Raw genomic sequence first — 20,826 nt, 5'->3', positions numbered from 1 at the left:
CCGGACCGTCCACTGAGCTGGCCATTGACTTTCCGCTGAGTCTGGCATGAGCGCCCCGGCCGACGCTGTCCCGCGACAGCTTCGGGCCGCCCGGGGCGGCCGAGGGGCGAAGGGCCCCGGCGCTCCGGGCACCCACCACGGAGGGATGATGTCCATGCGCGCAAGGTCCATGCCCGACCGGCCACCACCGGCCACGACCGGTCGCCGAAGTCCGCTGACCAGGAACGCGGCGCGCCTCGTCGCGCTCGTCCTCGCGATGCTCGGCGGCGTCGCGGTGACCCCGCTGGCCTCGCCGGCCCCGGCCCACGCCGCCGCCGGTGTCGGCCAGCCGATCACCCGCTCGGAGGTCATCGAGCGGGCCCGGCGCTGGATCGGCAACAGGGCGATCGGGTACAGCCAGGATCAGAGCCGGGCCTATCCCGACGGTGACGGCCACAACTACCGGCCCGACTGCTCGGGATTCGTCTCGATGGCGCTGCACCTGCCCAAACTGGCCAGCGGTTGGGACTACAACACCGCCACGCTGCCCCAGGTCGGCGTCCTGATCGGCCGCAACGACCTCCGGCCGGGCGACATGCTGGTGCTCGGCGAGGGCTCCTCCAGCGACCACGCGATCCTGTTCGTCGGCTGGGTCGACGCGAGCCACACCAAGTTCACCGTCTTCGAGCAGGGGTCGATGTCCATCCGGGAGAGCGGGCCGAACGAGTCCTACCCGCATGCCTCGGTCTACGACTACACCCGGGTGACCAACCGCGGCTTCAAGGCGTACCGCTACCGCAACATCGTCGAGGACCAGCCGGCCGCCCCGCCCGTCAGCCCGGGTGTGCTGGGGGATTTCGATGGTGATGGTCGTCAGGATGTGGCGGGTCTGGCGGGTTCGGATCTGTGGATTCATCGGAATACGAGTGTGTCGGGTCAGGTGTCGACGCATGGGGAGTTCGTGTCGTCGGGGTGGGCGACGGTGTCGCGGGTGATGGCGGCGGACATGGATGGTGACGGGCGGTCGGATCTGGTCGGTTTCAACGGCGGGGACCAGTTGATGGTGTGGTTGTCGACCAGTACGTCGTCGGTGATGTCGTTCGCGGCCTATCAGTATCTGGGTTCGGGGTGGTCGATTTTCGATCGGTTGTTGCCGCTGGCGGATTATGACGGTGATGGTAAGCCGGACATCGCGGGTGTGGCGGGTTCGGATCTGTGGGTGCATCGGAATACGAGTGTGCCGGGTCGGGTGTCGACGCATGGTGAGTTCGTGTCGACGGGTTGGCGTACGGTGTCGAAGTTCCTGGGTGGTGATTTCGATCATGACGGTAAGGCCGATGTGGTCGGTTTCAACGGCGGGGATCAGTTGATGGTGTGGTTGTCGACGAGTACGTCGTCGGTGATGTCGTTCGGTGCGTATCAGTATCTGGGTTCGGGGTGGTCGATTTTCGATCGGTTGTTGCCGTTGGCGGATTATGACGGTGATGGTCGGGTGGATGTCGCGGGTGTGGCGGGTCCGGATCTGTGGGTGCATCGGAATACGAGTGTGCCGGGTCAGGTGTCGACGCATGGGGAGTTCGTGTCGTCGGGTTGGGCGACGGTGTCGAAGTTCTTGGGTGCTGATTTCGATCATGACGGTAAGGCCGATGTGGTCGGTTTCAACGGTGGGGACCAGTTGATGGTGTGGCGTTCGACCAGTGGGGCCTCGACGATGTCGTTCGCGGCGTATCAGTACCTGGGCACGGGCTGGTCCATCTTCAACAAGCTCGTCACCAGCGCCCCCTCCAACTGACGAGCCCTGAACCACCGCGTCGGGATCCTCCGCCAGGTGCTGGGCGCGGGCCGATCGGAAGAAGCGCTGGCCGACCCGAACACGTCGGGCCCGACATCCATGCGCACCGCGTCGATCAGGCCCGCGGCCGGCACCTGGCCACCGACGTCGCCGGCGGCGACCTCGATCGTCCGGTCACCCGCGAGCTCCCGCGCCGGCGGCCCCGACGCCGTCGACGACACCGTCAGCTCGCCGCTGGCGTCCAGCGGGACGTGGCGGGGGTGTTCGCGCAGGAACCGCGGCTGGGCCAGGTGCTTGCTGCTGACGCCGGCGGCCCCTCCCCGAAGATCCTCCAGAGAGGACCTTCGGGGAGGGGCCGTCTGATGGAGTAACCCGGCCACTGGTCGACGTCGGCGGGGCGCGGCCCGGCGCTTGGCGGCCGGGGCACCGGGCCGCGGCGGAGGTGACCAGGAGCGAAGCCGGACTGCTCAGCCCTTGATCTGGGTGCTCCCGCTGCTGCCGGCGCCGATGCTGATCTTGCGGGGCTTGGCCCGCTCGGAGACCGGGATGCGCAGCGTCAGCACGCCGTTCTCATAGCTGGCCTGCAGGTTGTCGGTGTCGAGGGTGTCGCCGAGGAACAGCTGGCGGCTGAACACCCCCATCGGCCGTTCGGAGATCACGCCCTCGACGCCCTCCTTGCCCGCGCGCTGCCGCTGGGCCCTGACCTGCAGCACGTTGCGCTCGACGGTCAGGTCGATCGAGTCCGGGTCGACGCCGGGCAGGTCGAAGTAGACGTTGAACCACTCGCCGTCACGCTCGGCGTCCACAGGCATCACCGCCGGGCGGCCGGCGGTGCCGGCGAGCTGCTCGAACAGGCGGTCGAACTCGCGGAACGGGTCGGTACGCATCAACATGGTCATCTCCTCCTCGATGCCCTTCAGCTGGGAGGACGTCCCAGGAAGGTCCGGAATTGAGTCCATGGGGCTCAACTTCTTGCTTAGCACTCTCCACCCTTGAGTGCCAGACTTGAGCGTGTGACCTGGGCCACAAGGACCCGGCCGCCTCACTCGCCGCGGAACACCGGCGTCCGCCGTTGCAGGCTCGCGGCGATGCCCTCCTCGCTGTCGCGCGTCTGCCACAGGATGATCTGCTCGGCCAGCTCGTGCTCCAGGGCCCGGCGGACCCGCTCCGGCAGGTCGCCGCGCAGGGTCGCGCGCATCGACCGTACGGCCAGCGGCGCCGCCGCCGCGATCGAGCGCGCCCAGGTCAGCGCCGTCTCCCGCAGCCGGCCCGGCTCGGCCAGCCGATCGGCCAGCCCGATGGCAACCGCCTCCTGGCCGCCCACCCGGCGGCCGGTCAGCAGCAGATCGGTGGCCACCTGGCGGCCCACCAGCTCGGGCAGGGTGACGCTGAGGCCGAACCCCTGGTGGAAGCCCAGCAGGGCGAAGTTGGCCACGAACCGGGTCGACGGCTCCGCCACCCGGAAGTCGGCGGCACAGGCCAGCCCGAGCCCGCCGCCCACCGCCGTGCCCTGCACCGCGGCGATCATCGGGGTCCGGACGTCGAACAGCTGCGCCCCCCGCCGGTACAGGCGCCCGGCGGCGGCGACCTTGTCGTCGGCGAAGCCGCCCGAGCCGAAGTCCGCGCCCGCGCAGAAGTGCCGGCCCTCGGAGGCCAGCACGATGACCCGGCAGCCTCGGTCGTCGTCCAGCGCGGCGGCGGCGTCGACGAGCCGGCCGATCAGGTGCTCGTCGAAGTGGTTGTTCGGCGGCCGCCGCAGCTCCAGCAGCCCGATGCCGTCCGCGACGGACACCGCAAGATCATCGCTTGTCTCCACCAGGCCAGGATGCCGGATCCGGGGACCGGCCCCGGCACGCGGGTCCGCGGCGCCGACCCGCCCGTCACGCCGAGGGCGTCCGCCGGCCCGTCGCCCGTGGCTGATGCCCCGGCTGGCCCTGCCCCGCCGTCCCCGGCCCCGCGGGCTGAACCGCTCCTGCTCCCGAGCCCGGTTGACCTACGCTGGCGCCCATGGACGAGGCGCAGCGGTTGCGGTGGCTCGACGCGCTGCGCGAGGTGCTGGGCGGTTCCTCCTTCTGGACGCCGGAGGACCTGGCGCCCGGCGTGAACGCCGCCGTGGCCCGACTGGGCCTGCGTACCCGGATCTGGCTGGTCGACCACGAGCAGATCGCGTTGCGCGCGCTGAGCGAGCCGGGCCGGCCGCCGGCGGAGCCGCTGCCGGTCGACGGCTCGCTGCCCGGGCGGGTCTTCGCCCGGGTGGAGTCGGCTCCCGCCGGAAGCGAGGGCCGGCGCCGCTGGTGGGTGCCCATGGTCGACAGCACCGACCGGATCGGGGTCCTGGAGTACGGGGCGGCCGCGGGCGTGGACATCGGCGATCCGGAGTTCGTCCGGCAGTGCGAGCTGCTCGCCGGGCTCGTCGGGCACCTCGTGGCCAGCCTCGGCGAGCGCGGCGACGGCATCGACCGCGCGCGCCGGACCCGGCCGATGTCGCCGGCGTCGGAGCTGCTGTGGCGCCTGCTGCCGCCGCTGACGTCCAGCACCCGGCGGGTGGCCATCAGCGCCATCCTGCAACCCTGCTACGAGGTGGGCGGCGACGGCTTCGACTACGCCCTCGACGGCGCCACCGCGAGCCTGCTGATCCTCGACGCGGTGGGCCGCGGGCTGCGGGCCGGGCTGGCGTGCGCGGTCGCGCTGGCCGCGATCCGGGCCGTCCGGCACGCCGGCGGCGACGTCCACCACCAGGCCCGCGCGGCCGACGCCGCCCTGGTCGAGCAGTTCACCGACACCCGCTTCGCCACCGCGGTCCTCGCCGAGCTCGACCTGGAGACCGGCCGGTTGCGGTACGTCAACGCCGGCCACCCCGCGCCGCTGCTGCTGCGGCACGGCAAGCTGGTGCGCGAGCTCGGCGCGGGCCGGCGGATGCCGCTGGGCATCGAGGACCCCGCCGTCGAGGTGGCCGAGGAGGTGCTGGAGCCGGAGGACCGTCTGCTGCTCTACACGGACGGCGTCACCGAGGCGCGGACCGCCGGCGGCGACCGGTTCGGTGTGGCCCGCCTCGTCGACCTGACCGAGCAGCACGAGGGCGCCGGACTGCCGGCGCCGGAGACCCTGCGCCGGCTGGCGCACGCGGTGGTGGACCATCAGGCGGGGCCGCCCGTGGACGACGCCACGCTGATGCTGGTGCAATGGTCCACCCCCGCGGCGCTGAAGACCGTGCCTCACGCGGGGCCGAACGGCGGAGAGGACCACCCGGCGTCATGACGCAGCAGATGCTCACGGTCACCACCCGGCACGTGGCGGCGCGGGTGGCGGTGTTGGCCGCCGCCGGCGAGCTGGACCACGACAGCCGCGCGGTGCTCGCCGACGCCGCCGAGGCGGCGCTCCACGGCGGCCACGACCGGCTGGTCATCGACCTCACCGAGCTCGGCTTCTGCGACTCCGGCGGCCTGGCGCTGTTCGTGGACCTGCACCGGCGGACCACCGCGGGCACCGGGCAGGTCCACCTGGCCGGCCTCCAGCCGCCGGTCGCCGTCGTGCTGCACGCCGCCAACCTCGATCGCATCCTGCCGCTGCACCCCACGGTGGAGGAGGCCGTCCGGGCGGCCACGCCCACCGGCTGAGGGCCGGCCTCAACCGGCGGCCAGCAGCTTGGCGCGCTCGGCGGCCACGTCGAAGTCCGGCTCCGGGTACTGCGGGTCGAGGTCGGCGAAGGTGTCCCGCAGCAGGGTGGCGACCGCCCAGTTGCGGTACCACTTGCGGTCCGCGGGGACCACGTACCAGGGCGCGGCGTCCGTGCTGCACCGGTTCAGGGCGTCCTCGTAGGCCTGCTGGTAGTCGTCCCAGCGGGCCCGTTCGGCGAGGTCGCCGGGGTTGTACTTCCAGTGCTTGCCGGGGTCGTCGAGCCGGGCCAGGAGCCGCTTCTTCTGCTCGTCGCGGGAGATGTGCAGCATGACCTTGACCATGGTCAGGCCGTCGGCCGCCTGCTCGGCCTCGAAGGCGTTGATCTGCTCGTAGCGCCCCGACCAGACGTCCTCGCTGACGAGGTTGTGGACGCGCGCGACCAGGACGTCCTCGTAGTGCGAGCGGTTGAAGACGCCCACGTAGCCGGGCGCGGGCAGCGCCCGGGCGATGCGCCACAGGAAGTCGTGGCGGCGTTCCTCCGCCGTCGGCGGGCCGAAGCCGACGGCCTTCATCCCCGCCGGGCTCATGCCCTGGGTGACGTTGCGGACGGTGCCGTCCTTGCCCCCGCAGTCCATGGCCTGCAGCACCAGCAGCACCCGCTGCCGGGTGGCGCCCTCCTTGGCCGAGGCGAACAACCGTTCCTGGTACCCGCCGAGCGCCTCGGAGGCGGCGGCGACCTCGGTCGCGGACCACCCTTTCCGGTCGTCGCCGACCACCCGCCGGCCGGGCAGTCCGGGCGTGCTCCGGGGGTCGATGTCGGCGAGCCGGGTGCCGCCGGGCTCGGCGCGCAACAGCTTCCGCAGATCAGACATGGCATCCTCACAGGGGCCGGGGGTTCGTCGGCTCGATGTACCCCCGCGGCGGGCCATCCACGCCGTGGGTCACGCGGGCACCGGCGCCGGCGCGGCGGCCGTAGCCGCCAGCAGGACCCGCGTGCGCTCGTCGGCCCGCCGGGACCAGGCCCAGGGCGGCCTTGATCGCGATGATCGCGGTGTGCGGCTGCGCCGCGCCCGGGCCCGGGGTGCTGACGTAGCCGCCGGCGGCCAGCGCGTACGCGTCCCACAGCCGGACGACCAGGAACATGGTGCCGACCGTCGCCGCCGGCAGGCCGACCACGTCGGTGCAGTAGAGCAGCAGGAAGGTCGTGCCGAGCGTGAAGGCCAGGTTGTTGGCGGCGTCGCCGGCGCCGTAGCCGACGATGGATCGGACGGAGAGTCTCATGACCAGGACTTGCCATCACTTGCCGCGGGTCAGGCCGGGCGGGCGTCACCGGGCAGCGGGGCGCCCACGACCAGTCCGGCGGCGGCCGCGGCGGCCGCCGCCTCCGCGAGCACCTGCCGCTCGGCCCGGCCGAGCTTGCGGGCGAGCGCCGCGACGTCGTCGAACTCGGGCATCACCTGCACGATGACGCCGCGGTCGTGGCCCAGCTTGACCGCCACGGGTGCGCCGGCCACGGCGACGTCGGCGAAGGCCCGCGGCAGCACGTGCTTGCGCAGCGCGCCCTCGCGGACCCCGAGGGTGCTGGTGTCGCGGAAGATGCGTTCCCGCAGGATCGCGGCGCGCTCCGGGTGGCACAGCACGCTGAGGGTGTGCGCCGGGCGGCCCTTCTTCATGGTGATCGGCGCCAGCCAGGCGTCGGCGGCGCCGCATCGCAGCAGCCCGGCGAGGACCTCCGGCCACAGCCGCGGGTCGAGGTCGTCGACGTTGGCCTCCAGCAGCACGGCCGGCTCGGCGGCGACGCCCGGCGCGGCGGGCGGTCCGGCGCCGAGGACCACGCGCACCACATTGGCCCGCCCGGGGGTGTCCCGGCTGCCCGCGCCGACCCCGACCGCCTCGACCAGCAGGGGCGGCAGGTCCTCGCAGGACGCGGCGAGCGCGCGGATCGCCGCCAGCCCGGTCGGGGTGGCCAGTTCCCCGGCGCCGCCGGCGCGCACGCGCCAGCCCCGGGCGAGCTCGGCCACGGCGGGCACCGGGACCGGCAGCTCGCCGTGCGCGGTCCGGACCCGGCCGGCGCCGACCGCGACCTCGCCCGCGCTGACGGTGGCGACGCCGAGCTCCTCCAGCGCGGCGCAGATCCCGACGACGTCGGCGAGCGAGTCCAGCGCGCCCACCTCGTGGAAGTGCACGTCGGCGGCGGGGATGCCGTGCACCCGCGCCTCCGCCTCGGCCAGCCGGGCGAAGACCGCGGTGGCCCGGTCGCGGACCCGCGGCGCGAGCGCGGCCCCGGCCAGCAGGCCGCGGATGGTGGACCAGGTACGCCGGGGGGCGTCGGCGATCAGCGGCTCGACCCGGACGTGCACGGCGCGCAGCCCGGCCCGGGTCACCGCGGCCGAGGAGATCCGCACGGCCCCGGGCACGACCGCCTCCACCGCGAGCCGGACGGCCCCCGGGGCGGCGCCGGCGTCGATCAGCGCGCCGAGCAGCATGTCCCCGGCCACCCCGGCCGACGCGTCGATCCACGCGTGCCGGTGCGCTGTCACGCCGGCTCCGCGGGCGCCGGGGCGGCGATCTGCGCGGCGAGGTGCCCGGCGCCGTACCCGTTGTCGATGTTCACGACGGCGACGCCCGGGGCGCAGGCGTTCATCATCGCCAGCAGGGCCGCCAGGCCGTCGAAGGCGGCGCCGTACCCGACCGAGGTCGGCAGCGCGACCACCGGCGCGGCGACCAGGCCGGCGACGACGCTGGGCAGGGCGCCGTCCATCCCCGCGGCCACCACGACCACGCGGGCCCGGCGCAGCAGCTCCAGCCGGCCCAGCACCCGGTGCAGCCCGGCCACCCCCACATCGACGACCAGCTCGGTACGCCGGCCCAGGTAGCGCGCCGTCTGCAGCGCCTCGCGGGCGACCGGCAGGTCGGAGGTCCCGGCCGCCACGACGACCACGAGCCCGCCGGCCGGCGCGGGCGGTTGCGGCGGCCAGGCCAGCAACGCCGCCTCCGGGTCGTGCCGGGCGTCGGGCAGCTCGCGCAGCACCGCCGCGGCGTGCCCCGGCCCGGCCCGGGTGAACAGGGTGACCACGTCCGGCCGGGCGCGGACGGCGGCGGCGATCGCGCCGACCTGCCCGGGTGTCTTGCCGGCGCAGTACACCGCCTCGGGGTAGCCGCGCCGGGCGGTCCGGTCCAGGTCGAGCTGGGCGAAGGCGGCGAGATCGCCGGGCCGGTCGTCAGGCATGCGCGGGCCCGACCAGCGGCAGCGTGAACGCGCCCGACTGCACCCCGGACAGGTCCAGCGTGACGAACCGGAATCCGGCCGCCAGCACCGCCGCGCGGATCTCGCCGCGCAGCGGCTCGGCGACGGCCCGGGGCAGGTCCCCGGCCGGCAGCTCGATCCGGGCGACCTCGCCGTGGTGGCGGACCCGCAGCTCGGCGAAGCCCAGCCGGCGCAGCGCCGCCTCGGCCAGCTCGATCTGGCCCAGCTTGGCCGGGGTGACGTCGGCGAAGTGCGGGATGCGCGACGCCAGGCAGGGCGCGGCCGGCTTGTCGGCGCACGGCAGCGCCAGGTCACGGGCGATCGCGCGGACCGCCGCCTTGTCGAGCCCGGCGTCGGCCAGCGGCCGCAACACCCGGTGGGCCACCGCGGCCCGGGACCCGGGCCGGTCCGGGCGGCGGGCGTCGTCGGCGTTCTCGCCGTACGCGATCGCGTCGAGGCCGTGCGCCGCCACGACCTCGTCGCCGATCCGGGTGAACAGCTCGTCCTTGCAGTGGAAGCACCGGTCCGGGCCGTTGGCCCGGTACGCGGCCCGGTCGCCCTCGTGGGTGGCCACCTCGACGACCGCGACGCCGATGTGCCGGGCCACCTCGTGCGCCGCGGCCCGTTCGGCGGCGGCCAGGCTGGGGGAGACGCCCAGGATCGCCACGACCCGGCCGGGCCCGAGCGCCCGGGCGGCCAGGGCCAGCAGCACCGAGGAGTCGACCCCGCCGGAGAAGGCGACGCCGAGCCGGCCGATGCCGGCGAGCCGGGCGGTCACGCCTGCCGTGTCGATCATGGAGGTTCCCTTCGGTACGGGGCCGCCCGCCGGCGGTTGCCGCCCGGGCGCCGGTCACTGACGTCGGTGACGATCGCCTCGGCCGCGGAGGTGCGTGTGGACGACGCGGGCACGGGGCCCCCGGCCCCGGCCACCCACCATCGACGACGTGGCACGGGCGGCGGGAGTCGCACCGTCGACGGTATCGCGCGCCTTCTCCCGGCCCGGCCGGGTGGGCCTCGAGACCAACGAACGGGTCCGCCGGATCGCCGCCGAGCTGGGATACCGCACCCACTCGCCGGCCCGCGCCCGGCCCACCGGGCGGACCTCGATGCTCGCGCTGGCCATCTCGGACATCACCCACCCGTTCTACTCCGAAATCGTCCGGGGCGCCCGGCCGCCTCCGCGGCCGGGTACCCGGCGCCCGCGTCCCGCGCGACGTCAGCGTCATCGGCTTCGACAACATCTTCGCGGCCGAGCTGGTCACCCCGCCGCTGACCACCGTCGCGGCGCCGGCCGGGCCCGGGCTGCCGGGTCCGCCCCGCCGTAGCGCGCTCGGGGGCAAGTCGTGGCAACCGATTGCCGCCGGCCGCCTGGCGGCGTCGCTCGACCCGGCCCTCGCGGCGTGGATCCGGGACACCGTCTCGTTCGTCACCACGATGGTCGACCGGATCACCGCGGCCACCACCGAGGACGACATCAGCGCCGTCGCGGCGCGGACCGGCCGGGCCGACGCGGCGCCCGTGGTCACCGAGCCGTACGCCGAGTGGGTGCTCAGCGGCGACTTCCCCGGCGGGCGCCCGGCGTGGCAGGCCGCCGGCGCCCGGTTCGTCGCCGACGTCACCCCGTATGAGCAGCGCAAGCTGTGGCTGCTCAACGGCGGGCACTCGCTGCTGGCGTACGCCGGGGGCGGGCTCGGCCACGAGACGGTCGAGCGGGCCGTCACCGATCCGCGGTGCCGGCGCTGGCTGGAGCAGTGGTGGGACGAGGCGTCCCGGCACCTGCCGCTGCCGGCCGCGAAGATCGCCGCGTACCGGGCGGCGCTGGTCGAGCGGTGGTCCAACCCGCGCATCCGGCACCGGCTGGCGCAGATCGCCGCGGACGGCTCGCTGAAGCTGCCCGTACGGATCCTGCCGGTGCTGCGCGCGGAAAGGGCCGCCGGCCGGATGCCGGCCGGTGCGGTGCGGGCGGTCGCGGCCTGGATCGCCCACCTGCGCGGGGCAGGTCCACCGGTCAAGGACGCCGCCGCGGACGACGTGCGGGGCGCGGCGAACGGGTCGCCGGCCGAGGCGAGCCGGCGGGTGCTGGAGCTGCTGGACGCCGGGCTGGCCGGCGACGAGGCGCTGCTGGCCGAGCTGACCGGCGCGCTGGGGTGGCACAGCCCGCACTGAGGTCCCGGCGCTGGTGGACCGCGGTCGTCGCCGGCGCCGGGCCGCCGGCCGGCCGGGTCACGGCCAGGCCGGCGGCTGACCGGGCGGGGCCGGGTCGCGGGACGCGCCGGGCCGGTAGCGCCTGCGGTACCGCGGGCGGGCAGCAGGCGGGATCGAGAACCCGCCGGGATTTCCCCAGGCTGGAGGGCGTACCCAGGACCGACACCAGCCGAGGAGCTCCCATGATCAGCAATCGCCGTGCCGTCGCCGTGACCGCCGGGGCGCTCGCCGCCCTCACCGCCGGCGCGGTGCTGGCCGCGCCCGCCGCGTCGGCCGGCCCCGCGGCGCCGGGCCGGAGCGACGTCGTCCGGCACCAGCTCGACCGCCTGGTCGCCGGGGACGGCTTCCCCGGCGCGCTGGCCTCGGTGCGTGGCGCCGACGGACGGGTCCGCGACTACACCGCCGGCGTCGCCGACCTGCGCACCGGGCAGCCGGTGCCGCGCGACGGCCGGGTGCGGATCGGCAGCAACACCAAGACCTTCACCGCCGTGGTCGTGCTCCAGCTCGTGGGGGAGGGCCGGATCGATCTCGACGGGACCGTCGAGCGCTACCTGCCCGGGGTGGTACGCGGCGCCGGCATCGACGGCGGCCGGATCACCGTGCGGCAGCTGCTCCAGCAGACCAGCGGCCTGCCCGACTACGACGACGTGCTGTTCACCGAGCCGCGGGACCTGGTGCGGCTGAGTCACGCGTACTACGACCCGCGCCGGCTCGTGGACGCCGCGCTGACCCGGCCCGCCCGGTTCGCCCCCGGCGCGAGGTGGGAGTACAGCAACACCAACTACGTCCTGGCCGGCCTGCTGGCCGAGCGGGTCACCGGCCGCCCGGTCGGCGAGGAGATCACCCGGCGCATCATCGAGCCGCTCGGCCTGCGCCACACGTCCTGGCCCGGGGTCGGCGAGCAGCGCCTCACCGGGCGCCACCCGCACGGCTACGTCGCCGTCGCGCCGGGCGCCCCGTGGATCGACGTCACCCGGATGGACCCGTCGCTGGGCTGGGCCGCGGGCCAGCTGATCTCCACGCCCGGCGAGCTGCGGACCTTCCTCGAGGCGCTGATCGGCGGCCGGCTGCTCCGGCCCGCCCAGCAGGCCGCCCTGACGACGACGGTCGCCGCGCCGGGATTCGAGCCCACCGGCGACTGGGAGTACGGCCTGGGCATCGCCCGGCACGCGTTGCCGTGCGGCGGCCACGCCTGGGGGCACGGCGGCGACATCCAGGGCTTCGAGACCCGGAACCTGGTCACCGAGCGGGGCCGCTCCGCGGTGGTGGCGGTGACCGCGCTGCCCACGTCCGAGGAGATGACTACGCACGTCTCGGACAGTGTGGACGCGGCGCTGTGCGCGGGATCCCGCTGAATCACGGGCGCGGCGCAGCGGACCGGCCGGGCGGCTGGTCCGCTGCGCGCAGCCCCTGTTCCCAGCGCCGGCGGCGTTGCTCCAGCGTCTGCTCCCACCACGGGACGCCGCGCTCGCCGAGCGCCACCTTGGCCGCCTGCACCCGGGCCCGCGCCGGCGCCGGATCCTCGCCGGCGCGCAGGGCCGCGCCGACAGCGCGCCGGGCGGCCATCAGCGCCCGGCGCAGCACCGCGGCGACGTCCTCGGGGATGGCCGGGTCGGTCGCGCGCCAGCGGCGGCCGGAGATGACGACGAAGTGTCCGTCGTCGGTCGTCTCCGGCCGTGGCTTCGGTTCGGCGGGCGTCACGTCACCGGCATGTCGCGGCGGCGCAGCCCGGCGAGCCCGGCCGCGCCCAGGGCCACCGCGACGGCGGTGAGCCACAGCACCGGCGTCACGGTGAACGCGGCGCCGGGCAGCTTCGGCACGTGCGCGAACGGGGTGACGTCCAGCAGCCACTGGCTCAGCCCGAACAACGCGCCGAGCTCGGTGATCAGCACGCAGGCGATGAGCGCGGCCCAGGCCAGCGAGCTGAGCCGCGGGGCCAGGCCGAGCAGGGCGGTGCCGAGCCCGGCCAGCACCCAGGTGGCCGGCAGCTGCACCAGGGCGGCGCCGAGCAGCCGGCCCACCTGCCCGCCGACGTCGCCGATCTGCGCGCCGTACGCGATCCCGCCGGCGACCCCCGCCACGGTGAGCAGCAGCGCCGTGCCCAGCAGGGCGAACACCAGGTGGCCGGCCGCCCAGCGGACCCGGCCGACGCGGGTGGCCAGCAGCGCCTCGACCCGCCCGCTGCTCTCCTCGTGGCGCAGCCGCAGCGTCGCCTGCACCGTGTAGGCGGCGGCGACCATGCCGGTGATGCCGAAGATCGCGCCGAGGAACGCGTCGGTGAACCCGGCGCGCCCGCCCATCCGGGCCAGGACGTCGGAGAGTTGCTGGTTCGGCGAGGTCAGGTCGGCGATGCCGGCGGCCGCGCCACCCATCACCGCCCCGGTCGCCGCCAGGCCCAGGGTCCAGCCGAGCAGCAGCCCGCGGTGCAGCCGCCAGGCCAGCGCGAACGAGCTGCGCAGCCCGGGCGCCGCCGCCACCGGCCCGGGCCGCTCGGCGAGCAGGCCGGCGCCGACGTCCCGGCGGCCGGCGAGCGCGTAGCCGGCGGTGGTGAAGGCGGCCGCGGTCACCAGGAACAGCGCGGCCACCCACCACCGCTCGCCGCCGTACGGGCGCACGTGCAGTCCCCAGCCGATCGGCGACAGCCAGGTCAGCCAGGTCGGCCCGGTGTCGCCGACGGCCCGCAGCAGGTAGGTGCCGCCGAGGACCGCCCCGGTGATGCCGGTGGCCGCCCGGGCGCTCCCGGTGACCTGCGCGGCGGCCGCCGCGACGGCGGCGAACAGCGTCCCGACCAGCGCGGTGGCCAGGCCGAAGGCGACCGACCCGGCGGCCGGCAGCCCGGTCGCCGTCAGCCCGAGCGCCGCCAGCACGCCGATGGTCACGTTCGCCAGCGTGGTGACCAGCAACGCGGCGGTGAGCGGGGCGTACCGGCCGATGACGGTGGCGCCGAGCAGCTCCAGCCGGCCGGTCTCCTCCTCGGTGCGGGTGTGCCGCACGACGGTCAGCATGCTCATCAGCGCGACCAGGATGAACTCGGTGACGCCGATCTTCCACGCGGTGAGGCCGCCGATCGACAGGTCGAACAGCGGGCCGCTGAGCGCCACGAGCGAGGGGTTGGTGAGCACGCCGCTCACCGCGCGCAGCTCCTGCTCGGTCGGGTACAGCTGGAAGTAGTTGGCCGCGGTGCCCATGGGCATCACCGAGAGCCCGAGGATCCACGCGGTCAGCCGGACGCGGTCGAGCCGCAGGGCGAGCCGGGCCAGGGTGCGGGTGCCGGTCAGCGCGTTCACCGGGCCACCTCCGGGCGGCGCCCGGCCCCGTTCGGGCTCCGGTCGTAGTGGCGCAGGAACAGCTCCTCGAGGGTGGGCGGCTGGCTGGTCAGGCTCCGGACGCCCGCGGTGGTGAGCTGCCGCAGCACCGCGTCGAGCGCGGCGGTGTCCACATCGAAGCGCACGGTGCCGTTGTGGGTCCGCAGGTCGTGCACGCCGGGCAGGGCCGCCAGGCCGGTGGCCGGACCGGCCAGGTCGGCCTGGATCGAGGTGCGGGTCAGGTGCCGCAGGCCGGCGAGCGTGCCGGTCTCGACCGCGCGCCCCTCGCGGATGATGGTGACCCGGTCGCAGAGCGCCTCGACCTCGGCCAGGATGTGGCTGGACAGCAGCACGGTGCGGCCGTCGCGCTGCTGCTCCTCGCGGATCACCTGGCGGAAGACCTCCTCCATCAGCGGGTCCAGCCCCGAGGTGGGCTCGTCCAGCAGCAGCAGCTCGACGTCGGAGGCCAGCGCGGCGATCAGCGCGACCTTCTGCCGGTTGCCCTTGGAGTAGGAGCGGCCCTTCTTGCTCGGGTCGAGGTCGAAGCGCTCCAGCAGCTCGGCGCGGCGGCGGGTGTCGAGCCCGCCGCGGAGCCGGCCGAGCAGGTCGATGACCTCGCCCCCGGTCAGGCCCGGCCACAGGGTGACGTCGCCGGGCACGTAGGCCAGGCGGCGGTGCAGCGCCGCGGTGTCGCGCCACGGGTCGCCGCCGAGCAGCCGGACGGCGCCGGAGTCGGCGCGCAGCAGCCCGAGCAGGATGCGCAGAGTGGTGGACTTCCCGGCGCCGTTGGGGCCGAGGAAGCCGTGCACCTCCCCGGTCTGCACGGCGAGATCGAGCCCGTCCAGCGCGCGGGTGGGCCCGAACGTCTTGACCAGTGCGGCTGTGTGGATCGCCTCGGTCATGGTCATGCTCCTTCGGCAGCGGCCCGTAGTTGCGTGATCGCCTCGCGGGCCTTCGCGACGTAGTCGGGGTCGAGCAGGGGGTGGGAGTAGAAGTCGGTCAGCGCGCCGGCCATGCGCAGGTGCCCCTCGGTGGTGAAGATGTCGGCGCCCAGGGCCCGGGAGACGTGGTCGTGCATGGCGAGCATCCCGGACTGCATGCCGACCAGCACGGCGGCGTACGCGCGGTAGTCGTCGGTGACGCCGGGGGCGTTCTTGCCGAGCCACTGCTCGGTGAGCGCGACCATGTCGTCGAACATCGCCGCGGCCCGGGGCGAGCCGTCCAGCAGCGCCCGGGTGACGTACTTGTAGGACAGCAGGATGGTCGGATGCACCGACGGCAGGAAGCTGGGGCTGGCCATCTTGTTCTCGACGTAGAGCTCTTCCTTGATCTTCACGATCCGGTCCAGCACGTAGTGGTCGCACGCCTCGCGCAGCGCTTCCTTGGACCCGAAGTGGTGGCGGAGCAGGCCGGGTGAGACGCCGGCCGCCTGGGCGATGTCGCGCACCGTGGTGGCGTCGTTGCCACGCTCGGCGAACAGGCGGATGGCGGCGTCACGGATCCGCGCCCGGGCGGTCAGGTCCTCGTACGCCGCGTCGCCGGTCGCGTGCCCCACGAGCCCCACCCCCTATACGGACGTGTGGCCGACTATACGCCGGTATAGCACCGCCGCAAGGGTCAGATGTCGAGCAGCAGCAGGGGCGCCGCGGCCGCCCACGCCTGGGGCGAACACGAGTGCGGGTACGGCACCGGGCCCCCGCCCCGTTCGCGCCCCAGGCCGGTCATCACCTCGGGCAGCCGGCCGTCGCCGTACGAGGCCGCGGCGAGCAGCCCGTCGGCGATGCGCGCCGCCTCGGCCCGGCGTCCGGCGGCGGCCAGCCCGGCCACCGCGATCGCCGTGTCGTGCGGCCACACCCCGCCCCGGTGGTACGACAGCGGGTGGTACGGGACCTGCCCCGCGGCCAGTGTCCGGAGGCCCCAGCCGGAGAAGAAGTCGTCGCCGGCCAGCCGGTCGGCGACCGTGCCCGCCCACTCGTCGTCGAGCAGACCGCACCACAGCACGTGTCCCGCGTTGGACGCCGCTGCGTCGACCGCCGCGCCGGAACCGTCGAGGGCCAGCGCCACGAACCCGTCCGGGAGCCGGAAGTCGGCGGCGAACCGGTCACGGAGCCCGGCCGCGGCGGCGGTGAGCTCCGCCGACCAGGCCGGGTCGCTCCACACCCGGGCGGCGAGCCGGGCGGCGCCCAGCAGCGCCCGGTAGGCGTACCCCTGCGCCTCGGCGACCGCGATCGGCCCGGCGGCCGGGGCGCCGTCGCGGAAGACGATCGAGTCGGCGGAGTCCTTCCAGCAGTGGTGCACCAGACCCGGCCGGTCCGTGCGGTAGCGCAGGTAGCCGGCCGCCAGGCCGCCCGGGCCCAGCATCCAGCCCACCGCGGCGCGGGCCGCCGGCTCCAGCGACCGGGCCGGCGCCTCGTCGCCGGTCACCTCGTGGTGGGCGGCGAGCAGCATGAGGAACAGCGGGGTCGCGTCGACCGAGCCGTAGTAGCGGGCGTACGGCACCTCGCCGGTGGTGGCCAGCTCCCCGTGGCGCAGCTCGTGGATCACCTTGCCCGGCTGCTCGACCCGGGACTCGTCGTCCGTGCGGCCCTGGGTGGCGGCCAGCACCCGCAGCGTGCCGGCCGCCAGCTCCGGCCGGTGGGACAGGGCGAACAGCGAGGTCAGCAGGCTGTCGCGGCCGAAGACGGTGAGGAACCAGGGCGCGCCGGCGGCCGGCACGACGGCTCCGGGCACGCCGGGCGCGGGCATCCGCAGGGCGTCCAGGTCGGCCAGGCCCTGCCGGACGCAGCGGGCCAGGTCGTCGCGGGCCACCAGCGGCCCGGCGGCCGGCGACGCCGAGACGGTCAGCTCCAGGGTCACCGTTCCCCGGGGCGGCAGCACCGCCGTCCAGCGCACGCCGTCGGGGGTCAGGCCGGCGGGCGGGGCGGCGCGGACCGTCGTGGTGCGGGCGAACCCGCGCCGGGCGTACGAGTAGACCAGCCGGTCCCGGCCGGCCGCGGTGTCGCGGACGGCGTCGGACTTGTCGAAGGTCCGCGCCGAGCGCAGCTCGAACTGGTCGGCGAAGTCGGCCGCGACCTCGTAGCCCACCTCGACGGTCTGCGGCGTGCCGGCGAAGCTGGTCAGCTCCAGCGACTCGGCGAGCCGCCCGGGCGTGACCCGCCGGCGCCGGACCAGCAGGTACGGCGGGTCCTCATGGCGTGCGGTCCCCGGCGCGTACGTGGTCACCCCGGGATCGCTGCGCAGCACCCGCAGGTCCGCCCCGGACACGCGCAGCACCAGCCGGGACAGGTGGCGGCAGTCGTCGACGAAAAGTCCGTCCACCGTGGAGCCGGAGACGTCGGCGCCGGCCGCGGTGGTCAGCAGGCAGGTGGTGCCGGCGACCACCGAGTGTCCGGTCACGCCGCCCGGAGCAGGTCGAGGGTCAGCGCCGCCGTCCAGCTGAAGTCGTCGGCGCCGTGGCCGGCCCCGGTCAGCGGGTCGAGGTACTCGCGGAAGCCGGCGGCGCGCACCCGCTCCAGCAGGCGGCGCCGCAGGTCGTCGGCGAGCGCGGTCTCGCCGTGCAGCCGCAGCCCGTGCCAGAACAGCCAGCTGGTGTTGATCCACCCGGGCCCGCGCCAGTAGCGGCCCGGGTCGTGGTCGGCGGCGGTCAGGTCGTACGAGGGCAGCGGGCACGCCTGGCCCAGCCGGAACCGGTCGCCCCGCGCCGTCGCGATCAGCGCGGCGGCCACCGGCAGCCCCGGCACGATCAGCGGCAGCAGGCCGCCGACGGAACCGGACCGGATGAGCGCGCCGGTGTGCGCGTCCCGCGGGAAGAACATCCCGGCGGCCGGGTCGTACAGGGTGGACACCAGCGCGGCGCTGAGCCGTTCGGCGGCGGCCAGGTGCGGCCGGGGGTCGCGGCCGAGCTCCGTGGCCATCGCCGCGAGCGCGTCCTCGCCGGCGGCCAGCAGGGCGTTGCCCAGCGGGTCCTCCACCGCGAAGGCGTGCACCCGCAGCGAGTCGGCGTAACCGGCGTCGCGGTAGTCGCGGGCCAGCCGCACGTAGCGGCCGTAGTCCTCGTCGGTCGGCCGCTCGGCGGCCGCGGCGTGGTGCAGGTCGCGGCGGGTGAAGTCGCCAGTGGGCGCCGGCGTGATCCGGGCCAGCGGGGCGTCCCAGGCCGGGCTGTTGTCCATCCCGGACTCCCACGGGTGCACGAACGCCACCAGGCCGGCGCCGGTCAGGTCGCGCCGGGCCGTGAGGTAGCGGTGCCACGCGACCAGCCGCGGGTAGATCCGGGGCAGGAAGCCGCGCGCCCGGGCCGCCGCCGGGTCGGCGCGGTAGGTCAGCCAGGCGGCGAGGGCGTGCGCCGGCGGCTGCACGATGCCCGACGTCGGCACCGCGGGCGCGCCCGGCGCGGACGCGGAACGCCAGAACGACGGACCGGGGAAGTAGGCGTCGGGGTCGACGTGCGGGTCGAACACGATGTGCGGCACGCGCCCGTCGCGCCACTGCGCGCCGAACAGCGACTCCAGCTCCCGCTGGGCGCGGACCGGGGACAGGTGCCGCAGGCCGATGGCGATGAAGGCCGAGTCCCAGCTCCACTGGTGCGGGTAGAGGCCGGCGGCCGGCACGGTCGCGCACCGCCGCCAGTTCGTGGCCAGCACCCGCCGGGCCGCCCGGTCCACGTCGCCGAACACCGCCGGGCGCTGCGCGGCGCCGGACGTCATGGTCATGGTCATACCGGGACACTGACGTCGTGGCGGCGCAGGAAGCCGGGCACCGCGGCCACGGCGGCGGCGGGCTCGCCGCGCAACCGGCACTCCAGCGCCAGGTAGCCGTCGTAGCCGACCGCGTCGAGGGTGCCCAGCAGCGCCGCCCAGTCCAGGTGCCCGGCGCCGGGCTGGAACCGGTTGGAGTCGCTGACCTGCACGTGGCCCAGCCAGGCGGCCGCCTCGACCAGCGCCGAGGAGGGCTCGTCCTCCTCGATGTTCATGTGGTACGTGTCGGCCAGCACCCGCACCGAGGCCAGCCCCACCTCGGCGACCAGCCCGACCGCCTGCTCCAGCCGGTTGACCATGTGGTCCTCGTACCGGTTGAGCGGCTCCAGGACCAGCGTCGCGCCCTCGCGCGCGGCGTGCCGACCCAGCTCGGCGAGGCCGTCGAGCAGCACCGCCCGGTCCTCCTCCTCGCTGCGGGGCGGCTCGAACGGCGGCAGCCGGCGCGAGAACATGCCCCACGCGGCCGGGGTGCAGGCCACCGCGCCGGGGCCGCCCACCTCGGCGATCACCGACAGCTGGGACTTGAGCTGGGCGACGGCGTCGCGGCGCAGGCCGGCGTCGAAGGCGCCGAGGAAGTGCGCCATGTCCACGCACACCGACGGCATGATCACCCCCTCGCGCGCCGCCCGGCGCAGCTCGGGCAGGCGGTCGCGGAACGCGAAGTCGCCGCGGGCGCGCAGCTCGATGCCGTCGTAGCCGGCGGAGCGGGCGAACGCGAACTTCTCCGGCAGCGTCTGGCCGGGAAGCAACTGTTCCTGGCAGGAAATCTTGATCACGGGAACTTCAACACCACCTGGAGGGCCTCGTGCGGGCGGCGGTCGAGCATGCGGTACGCGGCCGCCGCCTCTTCCGCCGGGATGACATGGGTGACCAGCCCCGCCGGATCGATCCGGCGCTCCACGGCCAGCCGCAGGAAGGTCTGGTTGAGCCGGGACTGGTCCCACCGCTCGGCCAGCGCCGGCGGCACCCCGCCGATCTGGGAGCAGATGAGCCGGACCCGGTTGTGGTGGAACTCGTCGCCGAGCCGCAGCCCGACGCCGTCGCCCTGGTAGAAGCCGGCGGCGACCACCCGCCCGTTGACCGTGACCGCGCGGATGGCCTCGTGCAGGGCCGGGTACGAGCCGCTGATCTCGATCGCCACGTCGGCGCCCCGGCCGTCGGTGAGCCCGCGCAGCTGTGGCCCGACCGTGCCCTCGCGGGCGTCGACGACGGCGGTGGCGCCGTACTCCAGCGCCTTGTCGAGCCGGCCGGGGACGGTGTCGACCGCCACCACCGTGCCGCCGGAGAGCCGGACCAGCCGGGTCGTGAGCAGCCCGAGCACGCCCTGGCCGAAGACGGCGACGGTCTCGCCGAGGTGCACGTCGGCGGCCAGGACCGCGTTGAGCGCGACCGCGCCGACCCGGGCGAAGGTCGCCGCGATCGGGTCCAGCCCGTCCGGGATCGTGCAGCCGCGCAGCTTCTCGGCGGCCAGCACGGCCTCGCCGCGGTGCCCCCAGATGCCCCACACCTGGGCGCCGACCGGCGGGATGCCGGGCTCGCCGGCGACGTCCGGGGCGACCTCGACCACCTCGCCCACCTCGGAGTAGCCGAGCCCGGCGACCGGATAGCTCAGGCCGCTGGTGTCGTCGACGAACAGCCGCAGGGCGGGATCCCAGGACTTGTTCAGGTACGGGTTGGTGCCTCGGTACGCGGTCAGCTCCGTGCCGGCCGAGATCCCGGAGTAGCTCGTGCGCACGCGTACCTGGCCGGGGCCGAGCTTCGTTATGGGTTGGTCGACCATCTCGACGTGGTGCGGGGAGGTGATCTGGACTGTCTGCGGCACGTCGCCATTTCACCCCGGCCGGGGTGGGTTCCGGGGCGGAACGCGGGAACTTACGCCCAATCGCCGACCCACTTATGCCCGCCGGCCGGGCATTAGTGGCGTCC

The 20,826-nt window shown here is 75.2% G+C and carries 20 protein-coding genes and 1 pseudogene; 6 read left to right on the top strand and 15 right to left on the bottom strand.

Annotated features, from left to right (window positions below):
- The first annotated feature begins 148 nt into the window (after window positions 1-148).
- Window positions 149-1,771 carry an FG-GAP-like repeat-containing protein gene (locus Ani05nite_RS35925; protein WP_203775867.1) on the top strand — a complete coding sequence of 541 codons (1,623 nt, stop codon included), beginning with the start codon at window positions 149-151 and terminating at the stop codon, window positions 1,769-1,771.
- A 467-nt stretch (window positions 1,772-2,238) separates the two neighbouring features.
- Here Ani05nite_RS35925 and Ani05nite_RS35920 read toward each other — a convergent pair whose 3' ends face one another.
- Together Ani05nite_RS35920 and Ani05nite_RS35915 are read right to left on the bottom strand one after the other, a co-directional pair.
- Window positions 2,239-2,664, bottom strand: coding sequence for an Hsp20/alpha crystallin family protein (locus Ani05nite_RS35920; protein WP_203775974.1), 426 nt, complete (start codon window positions 2,662-2,664; stop codon window positions 2,239-2,241).
- A gap of 149 nt (window positions 2,665-2,813) precedes the next feature.
- Window positions 2,814-3,587 carry an enoyl-CoA hydratase/isomerase family protein gene (locus Ani05nite_RS35915; RefSeq protein ID WP_239130981.1) on the bottom strand — a complete coding sequence of 258 codons (774 nt, stop codon included), beginning with the start codon at window positions 3,585-3,587 and terminating at the stop codon, window positions 2,814-2,816.
- Window positions 3,588-3,778: 191 nt separating this feature from the next.
- Between Ani05nite_RS35915 and Ani05nite_RS35910 the strand changes: the two genes are divergently transcribed.
- Entirely contained in the window at window positions 3,779-5,029 is a 1,251-nt protein-coding gene (locus Ani05nite_RS35910) for a PP2C family protein-serine/threonine phosphatase (protein ID WP_203775865.1), read from the top strand.
- On the top strand, window positions 5,026-5,388 hold the full coding sequence (locus Ani05nite_RS35905) for an STAS domain-containing protein (protein WP_203775863.1): 363 nt from the start codon (window positions 5,026-5,028) through the stop codon (window positions 5,386-5,388). The genes Ani05nite_RS35910 and Ani05nite_RS35905 overlap by 4 nt, the downstream gene beginning before the upstream one ends.
- Window positions 5,389-5,397: 9 nt before the next feature.
- On the opposite strand, the gene Ani05nite_RS35900 is transcribed toward Ani05nite_RS35905, so the two are convergent.
- The 5 genes from Ani05nite_RS35900 to larE are packed head-to-tail and all read right to left on the bottom strand — an operon-like array spanning window position 5,398 to window position 9,432.
- Window positions 5,398-6,261 carry a PPK2 family polyphosphate kinase gene (locus Ani05nite_RS35900; RefSeq protein WP_203775861.1) on the bottom strand — a complete coding sequence of 288 codons (864 nt, stop codon included), beginning with the start codon at window positions 6,259-6,261 and terminating at the stop codon, window positions 5,398-5,400.
- Window positions 6,262-6,268: 7 nt separating this feature from the next.
- Window positions 6,269-6,670 (bottom strand): MFS transporter, encoded by a 402-nt coding sequence (locus Ani05nite_RS35895; RefSeq protein WP_203775859.1) that lies wholly within the window; start codon window positions 6,668-6,670, stop codon window positions 6,269-6,271.
- Between the two features lie 29 nt (window positions 6,671-6,699).
- Window positions 6,700-7,929 carry a nickel pincer cofactor biosynthesis protein LarC gene (larC, locus tag Ani05nite_RS35890; protein WP_203775858.1) on the bottom strand — a complete coding sequence of 410 codons (1,230 nt, stop codon included), beginning with the start codon at window positions 7,927-7,929 and terminating at the stop codon, window positions 6,700-6,702.
- Window positions 7,926-8,618 (bottom strand): nickel pincer cofactor biosynthesis protein LarB, encoded by a 693-nt coding sequence (gene larB / locus Ani05nite_RS35885; RefSeq protein ID WP_203775857.1) that lies wholly within the window; start codon window positions 8,616-8,618, stop codon window positions 7,926-7,928. Before larB ends, larC begins: the two co-directional genes overlap by 4 nt.
- Window positions 8,611-9,432, bottom strand: a complete 822-nt coding sequence (gene larE / locus Ani05nite_RS35880) for an ATP-dependent sacrificial sulfur transferase LarE (protein ID WP_203775856.1) — start codon at window positions 9,430-9,432, stop codon at window positions 8,611-8,613. The genes larB and larE overlap by 8 nt, the downstream gene beginning before the upstream one ends.
- Before the next feature lie 94 nt (window positions 9,433-9,526).
- Between larE and Ani05nite_RS41605 the strand changes: the two genes are divergently transcribed.
- The 3 genes and pseudogenes from Ani05nite_RS41605 to Ani05nite_RS35860 all read left to right on the top strand — a co-directional run bounded on the left by Ani05nite_RS41605 (window position 9,527) and on the right by Ani05nite_RS35860 (window position 12,196).
- Complete coding sequence (locus tag Ani05nite_RS41605) at window positions 9,527-9,961, top strand: LacI family DNA-binding transcriptional regulator (protein ID WP_307836736.1); 435 nt, start codon at window positions 9,527-9,529, stop codon at window positions 9,959-9,961.
- Window positions 9,843-10,802: pseudogene (locus Ani05nite_RS35865) on the top strand (mannitol dehydrogenase family protein); the annotation flags it as partial. The gene Ani05nite_RS41605 and the pseudogene Ani05nite_RS35865, both read left to right, overlap by 119 nt.
- Before the next feature lie 221 nt (window positions 10,803-11,023).
- Window positions 11,024-12,196 (top strand): serine hydrolase domain-containing protein, encoded by a 1,173-nt coding sequence (locus tag Ani05nite_RS35860; RefSeq protein WP_203775854.1) that lies wholly within the window; start codon window positions 11,024-11,026, stop codon window positions 12,194-12,196.
- 1 nt (window position 12,197) lies between these two features.
- On the opposite strand, the gene Ani05nite_RS35855 is transcribed toward Ani05nite_RS35860, so the two are convergent.
- The 8 genes from Ani05nite_RS35855 to Ani05nite_RS35820 all read right to left on the bottom strand — a co-directional run bounded on the left by Ani05nite_RS35855 (window position 12,198) and on the right by Ani05nite_RS35820 (window position 20,722).
- The gene (locus Ani05nite_RS35855; RefSeq protein WP_203775852.1) at window positions 12,198-12,542 is read right to left on the bottom strand and encodes a hypothetical protein; all 345 of its coding nucleotides are present in this window, start codon (window positions 12,540-12,542) and stop codon (window positions 12,198-12,200) included.
- The gene (locus tag Ani05nite_RS35850) at window positions 12,539-14,128 is read right to left on the bottom strand and encodes an ABC transporter permease (RefSeq protein ID WP_203775850.1); all 1,590 of its coding nucleotides are present in this window, start codon (window positions 14,126-14,128) and stop codon (window positions 12,539-12,541) included. Before Ani05nite_RS35850 ends, Ani05nite_RS35855 begins: the two co-directional genes overlap by 4 nt.
- Entirely contained in the window at window positions 14,125-15,048 is a 924-nt protein-coding gene (locus Ani05nite_RS35845; protein WP_203775848.1) for an ABC transporter ATP-binding protein, read from the bottom strand. Before Ani05nite_RS35845 ends, Ani05nite_RS35850 begins: the two co-directional genes overlap by 4 nt.
- A 2-nt stretch (window positions 15,049-15,050) precedes the next feature.
- A complete protein-coding gene (locus Ani05nite_RS42020; RefSeq protein WP_275410701.1) occupies window positions 15,051-15,701 on the bottom strand; it encodes a helix-turn-helix domain-containing protein in 651 nt (216 codons plus the stop codon).
- A 62-nt stretch (window positions 15,702-15,763) separates the two neighbouring features.
- Window positions 15,764-17,542: an amylo-alpha-1,6-glucosidase gene (locus tag Ani05nite_RS42015; protein ID WP_203775846.1), complete on the bottom strand. Its 1,779-nt coding sequence runs from the start codon at window positions 17,540-17,542 to the stop codon at window positions 15,764-15,766.
- Window positions 17,539-18,861 carry an MGH1-like glycoside hydrolase domain-containing protein gene (locus Ani05nite_RS35830; RefSeq protein ID WP_239130977.1) on the bottom strand — a complete coding sequence of 441 codons (1,323 nt, stop codon included), beginning with the start codon at window positions 18,859-18,861 and terminating at the stop codon, window positions 17,539-17,541. The genes Ani05nite_RS42015 and Ani05nite_RS35830 overlap by 4 nt, the downstream gene beginning before the upstream one ends.
- On the bottom strand, window positions 18,858-19,676 hold the full coding sequence (locus Ani05nite_RS35825) for a sugar phosphate isomerase/epimerase family protein (RefSeq protein WP_203775844.1): 819 nt from the start codon (window positions 19,674-19,676) through the stop codon (window positions 18,858-18,860). The genes Ani05nite_RS35830 and Ani05nite_RS35825 overlap by 4 nt, the downstream gene beginning before the upstream one ends.
- Window positions 19,673-20,722 (bottom strand): zinc-binding dehydrogenase, encoded by a 1,050-nt coding sequence (locus Ani05nite_RS35820; protein WP_239130976.1) that lies wholly within the window; start codon window positions 20,720-20,722, stop codon window positions 19,673-19,675. The genes Ani05nite_RS35825 and Ani05nite_RS35820 overlap by 4 nt, the downstream gene beginning before the upstream one ends.
- Between the last annotated feature and the right edge of the window lie 104 nt (window positions 20,723-20,826).

It is taken from the genome of Actinoplanes nipponensis, from assembly GCF_016862275.1.
Classification (GTDB): Bacteria; Actinomycetota; Actinomycetes; order Mycobacteriales; family Micromonosporaceae; genus Actinoplanes; species Actinoplanes nipponensis.
This window is presented reverse-complemented; position numbering and strand designations above follow the sequence as displayed.